At 63.9% G+C, this 16,365-nt stretch carries 19 protein-coding genes; 16 read left to right on the forward strand and 3 right to left on the reverse strand.

All coding sequences use genetic code 11. The features are described from left to right. Positions 1–2 precede the first annotated feature (2 nt). From MBELCI_RS07580 to MBELCI_RS07660, 16 genes are all read left to right on the forward strand, one after another. On the forward strand, positions 3–2,237 hold the full coding sequence (locus MBELCI_RS07580; protein ID WP_021693598.1) for a hypothetical protein: 2,235 nt from the start codon (positions 3–5) through the stop codon (positions 2,235–2,237). Beyond that, entirely contained in the window at positions 2,234–2,977 is a 744-nt protein-coding gene (locus MBELCI_RS07585; protein WP_045319835.1) for a hypothetical protein, read from the forward strand. The genes MBELCI_RS07580 and MBELCI_RS07585 overlap by 4 nt, the downstream gene beginning before the upstream one ends. Then, positions 2,968–3,552, forward strand: a complete 585-nt coding sequence (locus tag MBELCI_RS07590) for a hypothetical protein (protein ID WP_021693600.1) — start codon at positions 2,968–2,970, stop codon at positions 3,550–3,552. The genes MBELCI_RS07585 and MBELCI_RS07590 overlap by 10 nt, the downstream gene beginning before the upstream one ends. Next, positions 3,537–3,953: a DUF6950 family protein gene (locus MBELCI_RS07595; protein WP_131505512.1), complete on the forward strand. Its 417-nt coding sequence runs from the start codon at positions 3,537–3,539 to the stop codon at positions 3,951–3,953. The genes MBELCI_RS07590 and MBELCI_RS07595 overlap by 16 nt, the downstream gene beginning before the upstream one ends. After that, a complete protein-coding gene (locus MBELCI_RS07600) occupies positions 3,944–6,121 on the forward strand; it encodes a phage tail protein (protein WP_021693602.1) in 2,178 nt (725 codons plus the stop codon). Before MBELCI_RS07595 ends, MBELCI_RS07600 begins: the two co-directional genes overlap by 10 nt. Positions 6,122–6,185: 64 nt before the next feature. Further along, a complete protein-coding gene (locus MBELCI_RS07605; protein ID WP_021693603.1) occupies positions 6,186–8,018 on the forward strand; it encodes a hypothetical protein in 1,833 nt (610 codons plus the stop codon). Positions 8,019–8,090: 72 nt separating this feature from the next. After that, on the forward strand, positions 8,091–8,387 hold the full coding sequence (locus tag MBELCI_RS07610; protein ID WP_021693604.1) for a hypothetical protein: 297 nt from the start codon (positions 8,091–8,093) through the stop codon (positions 8,385–8,387). Further along, on the forward strand, positions 8,380–8,757 hold the full coding sequence (locus tag MBELCI_RS07615) for a hypothetical protein (RefSeq protein ID WP_021693605.1): 378 nt from the start codon (positions 8,380–8,382) through the stop codon (positions 8,755–8,757). The genes MBELCI_RS07610 and MBELCI_RS07615 overlap by 8 nt, the downstream gene beginning before the upstream one ends. Continuing rightward, on the forward strand, positions 8,754–9,410 hold the full coding sequence (locus MBELCI_RS07620) for a lysozyme (RefSeq protein WP_021693606.1): 657 nt from the start codon (positions 8,754–8,756) through the stop codon (positions 9,408–9,410). The genes MBELCI_RS07615 and MBELCI_RS07620 overlap by 4 nt, the downstream gene beginning before the upstream one ends. Positions 9,411–9,412: 2 nt before the next feature. Beyond that, a complete protein-coding gene (locus tag MBELCI_RS07625; protein WP_021693607.1) occupies positions 9,413–9,715 on the forward strand; it encodes a Gp49 family protein in 303 nt (100 codons plus the stop codon). 2 nt (positions 9,716–9,717) lie between these two features. Further along, positions 9,718–10,044, forward strand: a complete 327-nt coding sequence (locus tag MBELCI_RS07630) for a ubiquitination-like system serine protease family protein (RefSeq protein WP_021693608.1) — start codon at positions 9,718–9,720, stop codon at positions 10,042–10,044. Beyond that, a complete protein-coding gene (locus MBELCI_RS07635) occupies positions 10,041–10,247 on the forward strand; it encodes a hypothetical protein (protein WP_021693609.1) in 207 nt (68 codons plus the stop codon). The genes MBELCI_RS07630 and MBELCI_RS07635 overlap by 4 nt, the downstream gene beginning before the upstream one ends. Before the next feature lie 127 nt (positions 10,248–10,374). Then, positions 10,375–10,776, forward strand: coding sequence for a hypothetical protein (locus MBELCI_RS07640; RefSeq protein ID WP_021693610.1), 402 nt, complete (start codon positions 10,375–10,377; stop codon positions 10,774–10,776). 1 nt (position 10,777) lies between these two features. Next, the gene (locus MBELCI_RS19255; protein WP_021693611.1) at positions 10,778–12,232 is read left to right on the forward strand and encodes a phage fiber-tail adaptor protein; all 1,455 of its coding nucleotides are present in this window, start codon (positions 10,778–10,780) and stop codon (positions 12,230–12,232) included. After that, the gene (locus MBELCI_RS07655) at positions 12,229–12,483 is read left to right on the forward strand and encodes a hypothetical protein (RefSeq protein WP_045319836.1); all 255 of its coding nucleotides are present in this window, start codon (positions 12,229–12,231) and stop codon (positions 12,481–12,483) included. Before MBELCI_RS19255 ends, MBELCI_RS07655 begins: the two co-directional genes overlap by 4 nt. A gap of 399 nt (positions 12,484–12,882) precedes the next feature. Beyond that, positions 12,883–13,167, forward strand: coding sequence for a hypothetical protein (locus MBELCI_RS07660; RefSeq protein WP_045319837.1), 285 nt, complete (start codon positions 12,883–12,885; stop codon positions 13,165–13,167). 203 nt (positions 13,168–13,370) lie between these two features. Here MBELCI_RS07660 and MBELCI_RS19820 read toward each other — a convergent pair whose 3' ends face one another. From MBELCI_RS19820 to MBELCI_RS07670, 3 genes are all read right to left on the reverse strand, one after another. After that, positions 13,371–14,606: a helix-turn-helix domain-containing protein gene (locus tag MBELCI_RS19820; RefSeq protein ID WP_158497371.1), complete on the reverse strand. Its 1,236-nt coding sequence runs from the start codon at positions 14,604–14,606 to the stop codon at positions 13,371–13,373. A 938-nt stretch (positions 14,607–15,544) separates the two neighbouring features. Beyond that, entirely contained in the window at positions 15,545–16,072 is a 528-nt protein-coding gene (locus tag MBELCI_RS07665; RefSeq protein WP_045319838.1) for an HlyD family secretion protein, read from the reverse strand. Between the two features lie 39 nt (positions 16,073–16,111). Beyond that, the coding region (locus MBELCI_RS07670) for an integrase core domain-containing protein (RefSeq protein WP_045319850.1) at positions 16,112–16,365 on the reverse strand (254 nt) is incomplete at its 5' end.

The following is a 16,365-nucleotide window of genomic DNA, read 5'->3' on the forward strand; positions in this document are numbered from 1 at the left end:
GCATGGCGCAATCTGTCATCGGCGCGCTGCGCGTCAATCTCGGCCTCGACAGCGCGCAGTTCGAGCGGGGTGCGAAGAAGCTGCCCTCGACGGTGCAGACCATGCGCAAGCAGTTCATGGCCTTGGGGGCAATTGGCGTCGCGGCCTTTGCCTCGATCTCGGCCGCAGCGCTCAAAGGCGCATCCGACATCGACCGTGCCGCGAAATCGGCCCGACGGCTCGACGGATCAATCGGCGCTTTCCGGGCGCTCGAGGTTACCGCTGGCGAGGCCGGCGTCTCGGTCGAGAAGCTCGCCGACGACATCCAGACCATGAACCGCCAACTCGCGAATATCGGCACCTCGGGCAATGCGGATCGCGCGCTCGGTCGGCTCGGCATTTCGGCGGAAAGCCTGCAAGGGCTCGACACCGACGAGAAGGTCGCGCGCATTGCCGATCGGGTGAAAGAGCTCGGCCTGTCGGCGGGCGAGGCGACGACCGTGCTGCAGGATCTGGGCATTCGCAATCGCGAGATGGCGCTTCTGATGATCCAGGGCGGGGATGCGATCCGTAATGCCCGTGCCGATATCGACAGCTACGGTCTCGCCCTCAACAGCGTCGACGCGGGCAAGATCGAGTCGGCAAACGACAAGATCGCCCGTCTTGGCCTGATCGGCCAATATGCGGGTCAGCAGCTGGCTTTGGCGCTGGTACCGGCCATGGGCCAGCTGGCGCAGGCGATGACGGATAGCCTGCGCGAGGGCGGGACGCTGCGCGGGGTGATCGACGGGCTCGTCGGCAATCTCGATCGGCTGGCGGTCTATTTCGGCATCGCGGCGACGGCGCTTGGCGTGCGCTATGTGAGCGCCCTCGTTGCGGCCCGAGCCATGACCATCGCCGTCAATATCTCGACGCTGGGACTGGTGGGGTCGCTCAAGCTGCTGCGCGGGGCGATCATGCGGACAGGCTTCGGCGCGCTGGTCATCGTTGCGGGTGAACTGGTCTATCAGTTTTCTCGCTTGGTCTCTGCGACCGGCGGCTTTGGCAACGCGCTGTCGCTCCTAGGGGACATCGCTGGCAATGTCTGGCGCAACATGGCGACGACGGGGCAGGGGCTTTACCGCATCCTGCAGGGTGTCGCCTCGGGCATCGGTGCGGCCTTCCTCAATGCGTTCTCGGTCATCGCTAGGCAATGGGACTTGGTGCTGAACGGCATGGCGATGCCGTTCAACGCGCTGATGGGTGCGCTAGAGATCGATGCACAGATCGGCGCGTCGAACATCGGCGGCAAGTTCGCTGGCATCGCCGATGAATGGGAGGCGAACGCCCTATCACGCATCAAGGAAGGCGGTGGGCTCTTGGCGGAGGCCGCCGGTGCGCCGCTCGAGAAGCTCGATGCTCTGCGCGCCGCGACTGACGCGGCGAACGAAGCGCTGGCAGGTGGTCCCGGCGGTGATGTGCTGGGCGGCGGTGGCGGCCTCCCGATCAACACCAGCGACACCGGCGGCGGTGGCGGCAAGGAAAGCGAAGCCGCCAAGAAGGCGACGGCCGAGGCGGAAAAGCGCGCCCAGGTGCTGAAGGATCTGCGCGCCGAACATGACAAGCTGCGCGCCACGATCAACATGACCGATCTGCAGGCAAAGATCTGGAACGACACACAGGAGGCGGGCACCACGGCGACGAGCGCGCAGGGCCAAGAGATTACCCGTCTCAACACCGCGATCGACGACATGACGCAGGCCAAGGATCGCGCCTCGCAGATGGCCGACACGCTGAAGCAATCGTCCGGTTCGGCGTTCTCGTCGATTGTCACCGGCGCCTCGAGCGCGAAGGATGCGATCGCAAGCCTCGCACAGAGCCTTGCGAGCATGTTCGCTGACCAGGCCTTCAACTCGATCTGGGGCGCGCTGGCCCCCTCGATCCCCGGCGCGATGCCGCAGGTGTCGCTCGGCTCCAACGCCAGCGGCACGAGCAACTGGCGCGGTGGTCTGACGCGGGTGCACGAGCTCGGCGGGGAGATCATGAACCTGCCGAGGGGAACGCAGATCATCCCGCACGACATTTCTAAGCGCATGGCGGGCGGTGGCGGAGGGATTGAATTGATCCTCCACGCTGCCGAAGGCGTCACCATCGAAACCGTGCGCAACGAGGCTGGGGCGATGATCCGGCAGGCCGCTCCGGGCATTAGAAATGGCGCGGTGCAGCAAGCCTATCGGGGGATGAAAACCCAGCCCAAATCCATGACGGGGATCAGATGACCGACGTTATTGCATGGCCCCCCGTGGGCCTGACCGCGTGGGAGTTGACCCGCTCGGACCCCGTGTCGCGCTCGGTCGGGCTGATCGACGGTCGGCCCCGCACATCATCGGCGCAGCGGTCGCGGCGGCTGGTCACGGCGCAGGTCGCGGGCATCGGCCCCGATCTCGCGGGGGCGGGCTACGTCGAGATGCTGAAGGATCTCCTGGCTGGCGGCGCGAACCTGGTACGGATGGACTGTCGCTCGGTCGGGTGGCACCTAGTGCCATCTCTCGGCTTGCAAAACGGGGTGATGGACTGGCGCGAGGGCGCGGTCGAGCTGGTCTGGCAGGCCGAAGACGGTGCGGTGATGTGGGCGGACGGCCGGGGGATGCACGGGGCGCCTGTTGTCTTTCGCGGGTGGTCGGCGCTGCGGGTCGAGGGCTTGCCGGGGGGCATGACGGTCGCCCGGCCCGGCGACCTGATCTCCATCACGGACGGGGCGGCGACCGAGCGCAGCCGCGTCATGGCGGTGACGCGCTCCGATGCCGTGGGCGTCGCCACGATCCGCACCCGCGACGCCTTCACTTTGTCGGGTCTGGTCTCGATCGGCGGGACGGAAAGCATCGTGTTCGAGGTCGCGGGCGACATGCCGCGGGCGGTGCAGCCGGTTTCGGCAAACTGGTCCTATGATTTCAGTCTGCGCGAGGTGTTCGCCGACGAATACCCCGACGGCTGGACGGAGCGCGACCCATGGCACTGACCCGAGGCGCAACCACGGCGCTTCTCACGGCGCTGGCCGGCCATTTCCACCCCGTGCTGCTCACCGAGGCTGACTGGCCGGGCGAGCTGATCCGGGTCAACACGAACGCCGTGCCGATCACTTGGAATGGCGCGACCTGGCTCGGGGCGGGCAAGCTGGTGGAGTTCAGCGGCCCGGCAGAGCAGGGCGGGCTCGCCACGGCAGACGCATCCGTGCGCGTGGCGGCAACGCTTGAAAGCATGCTGGCCGAGCGCGGCAAGATCATCCGCAACCGCAACATCACGGTCTGGTTCGGCATCACGACCGAGCAGGGCGGCGGCGTTCTCGCGGCAGACCCGGTGGTCATTTTCAACGGCTACTTTGACAGCCGCGAGTTCAGCACCATCCGCGACGGCGAGGATCCGCGGCACGACATGCTCTTGGGCCTTGGCATCGGCCCGGCGGCGCGGGCCTCGGCCTCGATCACCCATGGGCCCGAGGATCAGGAGCGGACCTATCCGGGCGACACCGCAGGGCGGCACGTCATTCATGCGATCAAGCGGCAGGCGAACCCGCCGGTATGGCCCGAGCCGTAACGCCGGAGGCGGCAACCGCGGCCGCCCGCATCCACATGGCGGGGCGGCTGCAGCGCGGCACTCATGACTGTCTCACGGCCGCCTGCGCGACCTCACTGGCGCTCTGGGGCCGCGACCCTCTGGCAGGCGGACCGCCGCGCTACCGGACCTTCACCGCTGCGCAGCGCATCATTCGCGCGGCGGGCGGCATCCTCGCCTGGTCGCGGCAGACCTTCGAGGGGGCGGGGATGCGGCTCACTGACACCCCAGGGCCGGGCGACCTGGCACTGATCGAGACGAGCCGGGCCAAGGGCGGCGCGACCTACGCCCTCTGCATCGGAACCGGCGAATACGCCGCCAAGGCAACAGACGGCCTCGCCATCGTGCAGGGCGAGATCATTGGAGCATGGGCATGGGAATAGAGACCGCGATTGCCGGGGCACTGATCTCTGCGGGAGCGTCTGCCGCCGTCGCGGGGGCCGTGGCCGGTTTCGTCGTGCGGGTGGGCGCGTCCCTGATCTTCTCCGCTCTCGCCAACGCCCTGAGCGGAAAGCAGTCCCGTGCTCAGGACGTGGGCCGTCAGCTCGCGCAGCCTGACACCGCCCCGTCCTATCGCTTCGTCTATGGCGCGGCCCGCGCGACAGGAACGCCGGTCGGAGCGCCCGTGCGCGGCAAATACATCTGGGGGTGCTGGATTCTCAACAGCCGCCCCTCCGATCTTTCGACGGCCAAGCTGTTTCTCGACAAGCGCGAGGTCAGCTTCACCGGCGACCCGTTCAATTTCGCTGGCACGGGTGGCGAGGGCAACACGTTCCCCTTCGTCGGGGAGGACGGCACAGCATCCGTTGTCCGTTTCTGGATCGGTCGCGGCGACCAGACCAGCCCGCCGCAGCAGTTCCTCAATGACGTGCCGTGGGCTGCCGGGGCTGACAGCGAGCTCTGGAAGGCATCGGACGCATGGAAAGGCCGCACCGTCATCTGGATGCGGCTCAACGCCGGCGCGGATCGGAATCGGCAGGAGCGCTGGCCCGCCTCGCCCCCGCTGGTCGAGATGGAGGGCCGATGGTCGAAGGTCTGGGACATGCGTGATCCGCTGCAGAGCTCCGACGACCCGGCGACATGGACGTGGTCCGACAACCACGCGCTCTGCTGTCTCGATGCCCTCCGTCAGAACCCGATCCGGCGCTACACCGACGCGACCCTGCACCTGTCGTCCTGGCAGGATGCGGCCAACGTTGCCGACGAGCTGGTCACGCTCAATTCCGGTGGCACCGAGAAGCGCTACCGTGCCGCTGGCACGCTGATCTTCGCGGATGGCGAGATCGAGGATCAGATCAACCCACTGGTGCTGTCGGGCGCGGCCGACCTGATCCGCATCGGCGGGCAGCTCGGCATCAAGCCCGGGGCATGGCAGGCCCCGACGCTGACCGTCACGGAATTCTTCAGCGACGGGTTCACGGCCACCGATATGGTGCCAGGCGCGGAACTGGTGAACGAGCTGCGCGTGTCCTACCTCAATCCTGAACGGGGCTACGAGACGGCGGACCTGAAGCCCTGGCCGATCCCCGGTGCGCTCACGGAGGACGGCGGGCTACCAGCGCCGCAATCGGTCGAACTGTCGTTCTGCCCCTCGCCGTATCAGGCCATGCGGGTGCGCAAGATCACCGGTCTCAGGCTGAGGCGGCAGGAGCGAATCGAGGGCGCGAGCCTGCCGCCCGAGGCCTTCGACCTCGTGGCTGGTGCCACGCTCAATGTCGCCCTGCCGTCGCCCTACAATGCCCTCGACGGCACCTACGAGGTGGAGAGCATCCATCCGGCGATGGACCCGCTGGGCAACGGCAGCGCGGTGGCGCTGACCATGCCGGCCGCGCTGGTGAAGACCGATGCCACGATCTACGACTGGGCCCCCACCGAGGAAGAGGCGGTCGTCTCCGAGCCCTACGACGGCACCCGCAAGGGCATGCGAGATCCGGGAGCGATCACGGCCCTCACCGGGGATGCCGCGAACCTCAACACCGGGGGTACCGTCATCCCGCGCATCCGCTTCGCCTTTGCCCCGAGCCCATCGGCCGGGGTGAGCGACTACGAGTGGGAGTATCGTCCCACGGCCGAGTTCTGGCGCGAAGGCGGTCGGATCGAGGCCGATGTGCGCGACGGCACGGGCGATGTCTTCGCCTTCACCGGCCCGCTCGCCACGGGCGAGGCCTATGACATCCGCGCCCGCGCGGTCGGCGCAGCTGGCAAATCGGACTGGGTGGAGATCGTCGGCACCTCGCCGACGGTGAGCATCTCCCTCGTCCTGCCGATTTTCGTCAGCGTGGCCGAGACGTCCCCGGGCACGGTCAAGGTTACCTACGAAGTCCCGAACGATCCGGACGTCGACGCGGTGGAGATCTTCGCCGGGCCCGACGCCAACCCGGCCAACGCCGCGCCGATGCGCAACCCGATCTATGCAGCACAGGGCTCCAATGTCAGCGCGTCCGAGAGCGGGCTGATCAGCGGGACCACCCGCTACTACTTCGCGCGTTCCCGCGGCGACTACGCATCCGCCTCCGGCTTCACGGCGGCGCGGTCCTTCACCACCGCCTGATCCCTTCCGCACATCGCATTTCGACCCACCCCGCCTGCGGGGCCCAATCGCTTGGAGTATCCACATGGCAATCACCGTAGGCCAGCTGACCATCCCCACCACTGGCGTAAGCCCAAAGGTTGCGTCCGCCGAGGGGACCGAGGACGCGATCGAGGCGCTGGTGCAGGGTGTGGTCAACCAGCTGGGAGCGTTGGCCGAGAAAAACAGCGTCAACGGCACCGATCTCGACGATGCGGCGGTCTACGGCGCGAAGATCGCCGACGGGGCGGCGACCAACGCCAAGCTGGCCAACGCTCCGGCGCAGACCCTCAAGGGGCGGCTGCTGGGCACGAGCGGCCCTGTCACCGACCTGACCCCGGCCGAGGTGCGCGGCTTGCTCGACGTGCTGCCCTCAAATGAGGCGGCGAGCCGTGCCGAGGGCAGGCTCGCGCGGAACAAGGGGGCGGACTACCCGCTGCAAAAGCGCAGCCGGAACAACATCGTTTCGCCTGCTTCGGCGGTGCTGAACAACCTGCTGCTCGACGCCAAGGTGATCAACGCCGACCCGAAGATGTACTACCGGGTCGCTTACCAGCAGAACAAGGCGTTGCTCGACGGCGAGAACGCCTACGACTGGATCATCGAAGAGGCCCCGCGCGAAGGCTTTGTCGGCACCGGCACCAGCACGGTCATCATCGGCTATCAGGCGGCCGTCTATGGCGCACAGCAGCAGATTGCGCCGCTGGATGGCATCCAGACGATTGTTCTCCACGCTGCGGCCCGGCCCGGGGTTCGCGTCGAGCTGACCATCGACCCGACGGCCTTGCCCGCCGGGAACCTCCCCATCTCATCCCTGACGTCGGACAAAGATGCCTGGTCGTGGGTGATCGATCCGGCCAACTACATGCTGCGGCTCCCTTCTGCCGACGCCTTGGCCTACACGCTGACGCCGACGGGCGACCTCGCTGCGACGTGGCAGAGTGCCGACACCAAATATCGGGTGACGTTGGGCAAGAACGGCTTCAACAGCCTGCCCAACGTCAAGAAGCTGGAAACCGCTGCGCCCGGTGCGTCTGTCTGGTCGACGCTCACCTCGTCCCCGAGCGACTGGCTTCCGCCCCTGATCGTTTCGGCGAGCGCCAACGGCGACGCGGCCCCGTCCAACTTCACCGGCGGCAACCATGGATCGAACGGCGATGCCAGCGGAACGGTCACGGCGCGGAATATCATGCACCAGGTCCGGATCGATGGTGCGCCGGCCAGCTTCGGGGATAAGGGCGGACACGCCAGCCGGATCGAGATCTTCATCGTCAACGAGCTGATGGCCTACAACACCGTCACCGCCGGTCGCTATGTCGTGCGTCAGACGTTCAAGGTGACGATCCGGGCAGGCGCGGTCGAGGTCGTCGCCAAGGTCAAGGCGATCGAGGCGTGCACCGTGTCTCGCGACTACGGCCCGCAGATGATCACCGACGGCTTCCAGACCGATGCGCTGTTCCTCGGCGGTCAGTATGCGGCGCCGCAAGCCTTTGCCGACCCGCTGAACTCTGGCACCAAAGCCGACTATCCCACCGCGTGGGCCGTTGCGCTGCGGTCGACCAATGGCCAGCTCATGAGCTGGATCGATCGCGCATATGGCATCGGGGCGGGGGCCTACGTGGCCAGCACGAACCCGCTGATCTTCAAGGCCACGGACCCGAACAAGAAGGTCTACCATGCCGTCGTCTATGGCGCGAGCCTGCCGCTTGCTGCGGCTCAGGGCTACGAGTGGCGCGGCGGATATGCCCTGCAGGCACCGGGGCTGCAGCCCACGGGCCACCACGTCGCGGCGAACGTGATCCGCGCGGGCCAATCCCACGACGTCTTGGCGGCGGGCGGACAGGACTGGCTGGCACTGCCGGAGTTGGGGTGGTCTTGATGGTCGTTCTGCGCAACACGCCCGGCCCCGTGTGGCACTCCTATCCCCAGCCCGGAAAGGCGGCCTGATCTGATGGCAGAACTTCCTGAAAACCTCGTGGCGCTGATCCTCTCGGGTGCCGGTGGGGCATACGTTCGCGCCGTCTTCGCGCCAGAGCAGAACTGGAAGCGCCGGCTGGTCGAGGGCTCGGCCGGCGCCGTGTCCGCCATATTTCTCGGCGGCGTCCTTGGCCATCTCATCAATGCCGCCACCGGGGCGGAACTCTATGCCTACCTCGCGGGAGGCTTCATCATGGGCGAGGGGGGCATCCTCGCGGTGCAGGCCATTCGTCGCAAATTTCTTCCCTCAGAGGATGCCGACAATGGATAGCCTGATCTCCCTCCTGCATCATGCGGGAAGCGTAGCCCTTGCCATCATCTGCTGGTGGCTCGCGCACCAGAACGGGCAAGCCGATCCGCCGGGCCGGGTGATCGCGGCCGGGTTCTCGATCACCGGGCTGATGCTGCTGGTCGTCGCCTTCGCTCGCGCGACCGGGGACGGGCTGGATTGGGCGATCATCGTCCTGAAGGCGGCCATGATCTGGACATTCCTCGCTGTGAGCTATCGGCGCCACAAGCTCGGCGCGACGAATGATCCTCTGCGGCGACGCCTAGCGGCGCACCAGCCGGGAACCCGAACCCCTCACACTCCAGCCCACCAGCCCGCCTGCGGGCTCCTTTCGCATGGGAGAACACCATGAAGATCAGCGACCGAGGCCTGCTCGAGATATGTGAGCACGAGGGCATCGTGCCCGCGCCCTACTACGACAGCGTGGGCGTCCTGACCTACGGCATCGGCCACACCAAGAACGCAGGCGGCATCGACCCGGCGGACTTGCCGCGCGGCATGCCGGCTGATCTCGATGCGGCCATCGACCACGCGATCGAGGTCTTCCGGGCCGACATCGCGAGCTACGAAGCGCGGGTGAACGAGGCGATCAAGGTGCCGCTCGCGCAGCACCAGTTCGATGCCCTCGGATCCTTCGATCTGAACACCGGCGGCATCTACCGCGCGATCCTGACCCGGCAGATCAACGCTAGCGATCCGAAGGCTTCAGAGCATTTCTTTGGTTGGCTCCGACCGCCGGAGATCCGCAAGCGCCGCACGGCCGAGAAGCGGCTCTACGAGACGGGCGACTACGACCACAACGGCGACGAGGTCGCGGTCTGGCGCGTCGATGAGCGCGGCAAGCTGCGCGGCGTGCTCAAGACGATCTCCGGCGCCGAGCTGCTGGACCGGATGAAGCGGCCCGCCGCGCTCGCGCCGGCACCCACCCCCACGACCACCGAAGCCGAGCTCGTCGCGCAGATCCGCGCGCTGATCGCGGCGCACGACGCTCAGAAAGGAGCATGACCATGAGCAAGGACGAGCATGCAATCGAGGCCGAGATCCAGGCGAAAGGCCTGACAGCCAAGCGCATCACGCCTGAAATGCTGGACGCCGAGATCGCCGACGAGGACTATCACGTCTTCCCCGGTTCATGTCTCACCGTCTGCGCGCTGACGCTGCGCAATGGCTTCACCGTCACCGGCGAGAGCGCCTGCGCCTCGCCCGAGAACTTCAATGCCGATCTCGGTCAGAAGATCGCCCGCAGCAACGCCCGCGAGAAGCTCTGGCCTTTGATGGGCTTCCGCCTGCGCGACCAGCTCGCCGCCTGACCATGCAACTCGGCAGCAAACTGCGCGGGCTCCAAGGCGGGCGGGTCGGCTTCATGTGCCCCGGCTGCGGGACGATGCACCAAGTCACCGTCGAGGGGCAGGGCCGCCCGCGCTGGGAATGGAACGGCGATGCCGACGCGCCGACCTTCTCGCCTTCGGTGCTGGTGACGTGGCCTGACCCTGACGCGCCCGGCGCAAACCTCGCGACCTGCCACAGCTTCGTCCGCGACGGCCGCATCCAGTTTCTCGGCGACTGCACCCATGCGCTCGCCGGGCAGACCGTCGACCTCCCCGATTTCTACCCCGCTCAGAAAGGAGCAAACCCGTGACCGACTACAAATCCGTCTTCGCCTCGAAGACCGTGTGGGCTGGCATCGTCGTGGTGCTGGCGACCATCGCTCAATTCTTCGGCTACGAGATCAGCGCGGCAGATCAAGCCTCCATCGTCGTCATCCTGACGCAGGCCGTCACCCTGATCGGTGGCATCGTTGCGATCTACGGGCGGATCACCGCCACGCGGAAGATCGACTGATGCCCGCCCGCGTCCTCTCCCTCGATCGCTGTCCCGGCCCTTGCCCCACGACGGCCTGACCCCTCGGTCCGGCCACGCGCCGGGCTGACCCTATCCCCCCGACCTCATCACCGAAAAGGAACGCCCCATGGCACTCCAAGCCTCCACCGCCGTTCGCAACGCCATGCTGGACGCCATCGAAGCCACCGTCGGCGCATCGCCCACGCTCGAAATCCGCTCAGGCGTGGTCCCGGCCACGACCGGCACTGCGGACAGCGGCACGCTGCTCGCCTCCATGGTGCTTCCGGCTGACTGGCTCGCCAACGCCGCCACCGGCTCCAAAGGCCTGCTCGGCACGTGGCGCGATGCCTCCGCCGACGCGTCCGGCACCGCCGCCCACTACCGCATCAAGCAAGGCGTGACCACGCATCTGCAAGGCACCGTGACCGCGACCGGCGGCGGCGGCGACCTGACCCTCGACAACACCAGCATCGCGGTCGGACAGGCCGTGTCGATCACCGCCTACACCTTGGCTCAATCGGGAGCCTGATATGGTGAGCCCCGTCGCAGGGCTGACGCTTACGCGGACGCACCCGGCGGGGGCCTTCGCCGCCTACACGGCGACCGAGCGGACGCAGCCCGTAGTTTTCCGCGCCCGCGGCGTAACCATCCCAAGCGTCGATACTGCCTACCTCCTGCTGGAGATGGGTGCGACCGGCGCGGGCATGGGCGTCTGGTATCAGACCGGCGTGATCAAGGCCCGCTGTGGCTCGGGTGGCGGCTCCACCTCGAACACCGACCACGCCTTTGCCGAGTCTGCTGTCACCAAGGGCAGCACCGTCGACATCACAGTCGAGTTCGATCCCGCGAACCGCCGTCTCCGCATGTGGTTCGGTGAGGCGCTGGTCGGCAACGCCACGTCGTCCCAGGCATTTGCCGAATGGGCGGGGGGCGATGCGGCTGGATACGGATCGACGGGCAGCTCCACGCCAACGGGCGTTCCGACTACCTCTTGGCCCAGCCCCCTCCCCAACGCGCTCGAAGCCTACGTCAACCAACGCTCCACATGGACCGAGGGCGGCGCTGCCGAAATCACAGGCAGCGGCAGCGGCGGCTTCACCACGACAGGGAGCGGCGCAGGAAGCGTCCAAGCGACCGAGAACGCGGGCGCGGGGGCGGGTAGCTTTACCACCGGCGCCACCGGATCGGGCAAGGCCGACGTTTCTGGAACGGGCTCCGGGGGCTTCACCTCGACCGGCTCGGGTTCGGGCGCGTCCGAAGCGGCAGGTACCGGGACCGGGGGTTTCGACACCACGGGCAGCGGCACCGGAGTCGCAGAGGGCGCAGGCGCAGGCGCCGGGGGCTTCGACACCTCCGGCACGGGTGAGGGCACCGCAGAGCAACCGGCAGGCTCGGGGAGCGGCTTCGGCAGCTTCGACACCGATGCCGGCGGCGCGGGGTCCGTCGGCGTGGGCGGGACCGGCTCTGGCGGCTTTGACTCCACGGCGAGCGGCGGCGGTACGTCTGAGGTGTCGGGAAGCAGTGCCGGAAGCTTCGATGCCGAGGGAACTGGCGCTGGCGGCGCTGAGGTGCGCGGCACCGGAGCGGCCGGGTTTACTTCAGCGGGGACAGGGGCGGGCGGGGTCGCCTCTTCCTTCGAGCCCGCAGGCCTCCCCCCGCTCTCCAGAACAATCGTTCCAGCGTTTGAACGCCGCGACATCATGGCAGGTAGCAACGTGACTCAATGGCCCAACAAAGATCCCGATGACATCCTCGACTATGCCATCGACTGGAGCGATTTGATCGGGGACGATACCATCGCCTCGCACGAATGGGTTGTCCAGGACGGCATCAAGCTGGATCGGTTCGAGCTGTCGGGCAATGTCGCAATCGCGTGGCTTTCCGGTGGAGTGGCCGTCCGCTCCTACCGCATCACGTCACGGATCACGACCGCTGCTGGAAGGCGCATCGACCGTTCGGCCAGCTTGCTGGTGGTGCCGCGATGAGCCGCTTGAGCGAGGACGGGGCCGAACGCCTCCGCGCGTCCAACAAGCGCCGCAACCGGCAGGAGGCCGTGATGACGCTGGCCTCCTGCACCCGTGCCAAGCGCGTCCAGTTGTTGCGGCAATACGGCTACAGCCGAGACACCGCCAACGCCGCGACGGACGTGCTGGAGCTGATGATCAACACGCTGGCCTATGGTCGCCGTGCCGCGCCGCTGTCGGGCAAGGCCGAGGACGACGACCGAATCGAGTAGAACACGGGACAGTAAGAGTGGGGGCAGCGAGGGAGTCGCCCGCTGGAGAGATCCGGCGGGCGGGGCAAGTGCAGCAGGCCGCACATTCTGGGCGCGTCGGCACTGTTCGATGAAATCCGTGCAGAGCCGGGGTTCGGAGAAGTCCCCATCGTGATGAGCGAAATCGGCATGGCGCTGGGACAGGGGAATGACGCCAACGAACAGCACTGGTCGCACTGGACTCTAGCATGCCACGAAAGATAGCCGCACCCAGTTCCTTGGTAACTGCCCCATACGCCCGCGGGCCAAGCCGTTAAATCGCGGTTAGTCATTGTCTCGACTGATCGAAAAGCCGTGTAATTTGCATTGCAGGCCACACGTCAAAGTGCAACGATACTAACGTTTAGGTGGAGTTGAGCTATGGCAACGTACATGATCGGGTACGATCTGAATCGAGAGGGTGTTGGGTACTCTGATGCCAATAGGCGGTTGACTGAGAAGATCAAGGAGACATTTACTTACTGGTGGCACCATTTGGACTCGACTTGGATCGTCAAGTCCGACCTGACTGCCGTGAATATCCGCGACACGCTCAAATCTGTTCTCGACGCAGATGACGAGTTACTAGTGGTAAAGCTTTCAGGAACGGGAGCTTGGAGCGGTTTCAGCGAAAAAGGGTCGAGTTGGTTGAAGAACAACCTCTGAAGCCAAGTCGATAGACGCCATACTCTCGTGGCTCTCTTTCCTACTATGCCCAGTTCTGCGGCGAGTTCTTTTCCTGTTTCAGTAGGGCATTTCAAGATATTCCGGCAGCAGGCGTCGCGGAGCACTCAGCGATCGAGTGGGTAAAGAGTTGCCCGCCAGTATTGGCGGGCAACGTTAGTAGGATGTCATTGTGGTATTAGAAGCTAGCGACCAAGCTTTACGATATTGTGGTGTTCGTAGATCTCGGCATCTATTTCACCAGCGGTCACTGACTTAGATGCCATTTTATCTCTTTCACTTATGGTGCGAAGCTTCACCACACTTTCATTTGCAGGTAGGGCGCGCAGTGGGTGATGAAATGCTTCTTCCATGGCATGAAGGGGGAAGGGGAGTTCTCTCAATAAATCGTCAAATAGGTGACTATCTGCGGCACAAATAGCCTCGACAGCCCTGCGTAACATCCTTGTGCGCTCTAACGGAAGGATATCGTCCCAAGGCTCTCCTAGCGAGCTCATGTATCCTTTCTTCGCAGCCTGCTTCCAAAGAGATTGCGACTGCTCGTCAGAAACTAGGCCCAAATCTTTTGCCCTAATGATTTGGGCGGTAATTGAAATGCCCCATTCTCTCTTCAGTGCGGCAAATTCGTGTAAACTACAGCTATGCACTTCGCGAAGGAATGAAGCTCGCGGGAAAAGGAAAGCTGCGGCAAACCGATGAGCTTGGTTTTCAATCAGCTTATTCTTATGGGAGGTTTTGAGGTCTGCTTCCGTAACGCCTCGGTGCATTAGTAGATGGCCTAACTCATGCGCAAGGCTGAAACGCTGCCGCGCCAAGCTTTGTCGGTATGTGTTTACGCCAATAATTGGTCTTTCTAGAGACCGAGAAAAGTAAGCAAAGCCAGCTTGCTTGGGGTTTTCGATTTCAAGGGCAAGAACTGGAATGCCGATGTTTTCCAGCGCTAAAGTAACATCTTCAATTGGATGAATGCCAAATCCAAGATGAGAACGGGCATTCTCCGCAATCTCTTCAATGGTTTCTTCGTCCAGATTGTACCATTCTGGGGTTTGAACTGTCGGAAGCCTGTAATCAGGGAACTCCACAAATCCCTCAAGCACATCAAACGCTTCAATCACCCATTGAAGTAGCTGCGTCGTTTTTTTCTGAGATTGAAGAGTGTCGCTGCGCATTGCGCGCCAGAAAACCTGCCCTACCTGTTCCTTCCAGATAGGGTTGAAGAAAAACGACACCGGAACGTTTAGTCTACCCGCCAGGTTGGCGATTACGGGATCAGTTGGCTTACCCACGTCGCGCTCATAGTTGCTGACTGACTGCTCACTAAGCCCACATTGACGAGCAAGCTCGCGTTTGGTGAAACCAATGAACTCGCGAGCTTGCGTCATTCGTGCGGCCTGAAAGCGGGGATTCCCGAGTTTCGGCACTCTAGTCTCCATTATTACTTGTACGACGCGCTTTCGTGCGAGCACGGAGAGGCGTCTTGACCGCGTCTACTTGACGACGGGTTTGGCTCTCGGCTTCGTTAGGCGCTACGAATCGACGCCAATAACCCTGCCCGAGAATATCTGCAAACAGCAGGCGTTCGTCCAGTTCGGCGTTAGGAATCATGAGGGCGAGTGATCGAAGGTCACAGTCGACCTTCGCTAGGGTTGTCAATGGTACACAGTGCTGGACGATACAGTAGGTCGTGTCTCGAGGGTCAAGGCGGTTCACCTTTCTACCCCCGAAGGGCAGCTCCAACTGCAGCAGAGCATGTTGATGCCCCGATGCGAGCGAACAGCGAAAGCCAGCCTTACCCGGCAGTTTGGAAACGAAGCTCACTGCCTCAATCCCAAGCACAAGTTCTCCAAACTGAACGAAGGTGGCGTAGTGGCCACCTCCGATGTGTCGATACTCGAAAGGAACTTGGTTACGCTGAGCGACCGCCAAGAGGGCACCGTTGCCGAGTAGCCGCCTATTGCGAGCCATGCGATCAAGTTCGCACTGCTTTTCTTCTGATGAGACTGGTGGCGATCCGATGCCGCGCGGCTCCATCACATCACGCCAAGCCTTCTCAGCACCCCATCGGAGCTCGTCTTCTAGTCCTTGGACGAACTCCTGAGGCAAGTTCTTCGCTACAAGTTGCTCAAGGCGCTTCTGTTGGTCGTGCACAGACTGTTCCTAGTGGTTGATGTTCGGTATCAAGCATAAGGGAGTAAACCTGTAAAAGTATCAAGCTAAAAATGGCCTCATCTTGTTCGCAACCTGTAGTCTTACTGAAGGCCATACTGACGCGCTGGCTACGGACGATAGAACGCATGCCCGTACTTGGTGCACAAATAGATGCACATTATGGTGCACATATGACGGACGGATGTATAATTTACAGTGGCTTAAGCCTCTTCGTCTGTGAGGAGTAATCCCTCTCGCTCCGCCATTCACGAACAAAACTGGGCACCGCCGAGGGTGACACCGCTCCACGCATGGCCCATTTCTCTAGCAAAGATGTTCGGCCAAGGATTGCGATCCTATCCTCACCTACTTTGATCTCATCGACCAGTGATCTGATCACTGCCTTCCGCTTCTCGATAGAACGGTCCTCCAGCGCGGCGGTTGCATGCTCGATGAACTCAAGGACCCTCTCATGACTGAGCTTCATCTCTGGAGAGAGTTCCGCAGCGACCTGCTGTAACTCCGCTTCGGCTTCGGCCTTTGCGCTTCTGGCGCTCGTGAAACGTTTCCGGAAATCGTAGTCGGTATTGCTGACAAGACCATCTTCAACCAACTGGTAGAGACGATCGACTTTCTTGTTCGCTTCGAGAGCCTTCTCTTGTCGAGCAGCAAGCCGACGCTCCAGATCGAACTGAGACGCTTTCTGGCGACTCATAAGTTCACTTAGGAGGGCCGTCACTGAGGTGCTCCCCGATCCCTGGACAGGATCTGGCGCCTTCTAAGCTACTCTTAGCTCCTGCTGATCGGGTTGGATGGTGGGGTTTCTCTGCCAGTAGACCACTGCTGGCGGCTGGCCGCCATGGGCAGAATGCGGGCGCTTTCGATTGTAGAAATCGATCCAGTTCCTGAGTCCCGCCCGTGCCTCAGAGCCGGTCTCCCAGGCATGCAGGTAGACGCACTCGTATTTCAGGGTGCGCCAAAGCCGCTCGATGAAGATGTTGTCGAGGTAGCATCCCTTTCCGTCCATTGAGA

The organism is Limimaricola cinnabarinus LL-001 (assembly GCF_000466965.1).
Lineage (GTDB): Bacteria > Pseudomonadota > Alphaproteobacteria > Rhodobacterales > Rhodobacteraceae > Limimaricola > Limimaricola cinnabarinus.

Excerpts from the sequence above, each read along its gene's own strand:
- MBELCI_RS07600 (WP_021693602.1), top strand. The coding sequence starts at position 3,944 with ATGGGAATAGAGACCGCGATTGCCGGGGCACTGATCTCTGCGGGAGCG.
- MBELCI_RS19255 (WP_021693611.1), top strand. The coding sequence starts at position 10,778 with ATGGTGAGCCCCGTCGCAGGGCTGACGCTTACGCGGACGCACCCGGCG.
- MBELCI_RS07655 (WP_045319836.1), top strand. The coding sequence starts at position 12,229 with ATGAGCCGCTTGAGCGAGGACGGGGCCGAACGCCTCCGCGCGTCCAAC.
- MBELCI_RS07595 (WP_131505512.1), top strand. The coding sequence starts at position 3,537 with ATGGCCCGAGCCGTAACGCCGGAGGCGGCAACCGCGGCCGCCCGCATC.
- MBELCI_RS07615 (WP_021693605.1), top strand. The coding sequence starts at position 8,380 with ATGGATAGCCTGATCTCCCTCCTGCATCATGCGGGAAGCGTAGCCCTT.
- MBELCI_RS07620 (WP_021693606.1), top strand. The coding sequence starts at position 8,754 with ATGAAGATCAGCGACCGAGGCCTGCTCGAGATATGTGAGCACGAGGGC.
- MBELCI_RS07610 (WP_021693604.1), top strand. The coding sequence starts at position 8,091 with ATGGCAGAACTTCCTGAAAACCTCGTGGCGCTGATCCTCTCGGGTGCC.
- MBELCI_RS07625 (WP_021693607.1), top strand. The coding sequence starts at position 9,413 with ATGAGCAAGGACGAGCATGCAATCGAGGCCGAGATCCAGGCGAAAGGC.
- MBELCI_RS07585 (WP_045319835.1), top strand. The coding sequence starts at position 2,234 with ATGACCGACGTTATTGCATGGCCCCCCGTGGGCCTGACCGCGTGGGAG.
- MBELCI_RS07590 (WP_021693600.1), top strand. The coding sequence starts at position 2,968 with ATGGCACTGACCCGAGGCGCAACCACGGCGCTTCTCACGGCGCTGGCC.
- MBELCI_RS07660 (WP_045319837.1), top strand. The coding sequence starts at position 12,883 with ATGGCAACGTACATGATCGGGTACGATCTGAATCGAGAGGGTGTTGGG.
- MBELCI_RS07605 (WP_021693603.1), top strand. The coding sequence starts at position 6,186 with ATGGCAATCACCGTAGGCCAGCTGACCATCCCCACCACTGGCGTAAGC.
- MBELCI_RS07580 (WP_021693598.1), top strand. The coding sequence starts at position 3 with ATGGCGCAATCTGTCATCGGCGCGCTGCGCGTCAATCTCGGCCTCGAC.
- MBELCI_RS07640 (WP_021693610.1), top strand. The coding sequence starts at position 10,375 with ATGGCACTCCAAGCCTCCACCGCCGTTCGCAACGCCATGCTGGACGCC.
- MBELCI_RS07630 (WP_021693608.1), top strand. The coding sequence starts at position 9,718 with ATGCAACTCGGCAGCAAACTGCGCGGGCTCCAAGGCGGGCGGGTCGGC.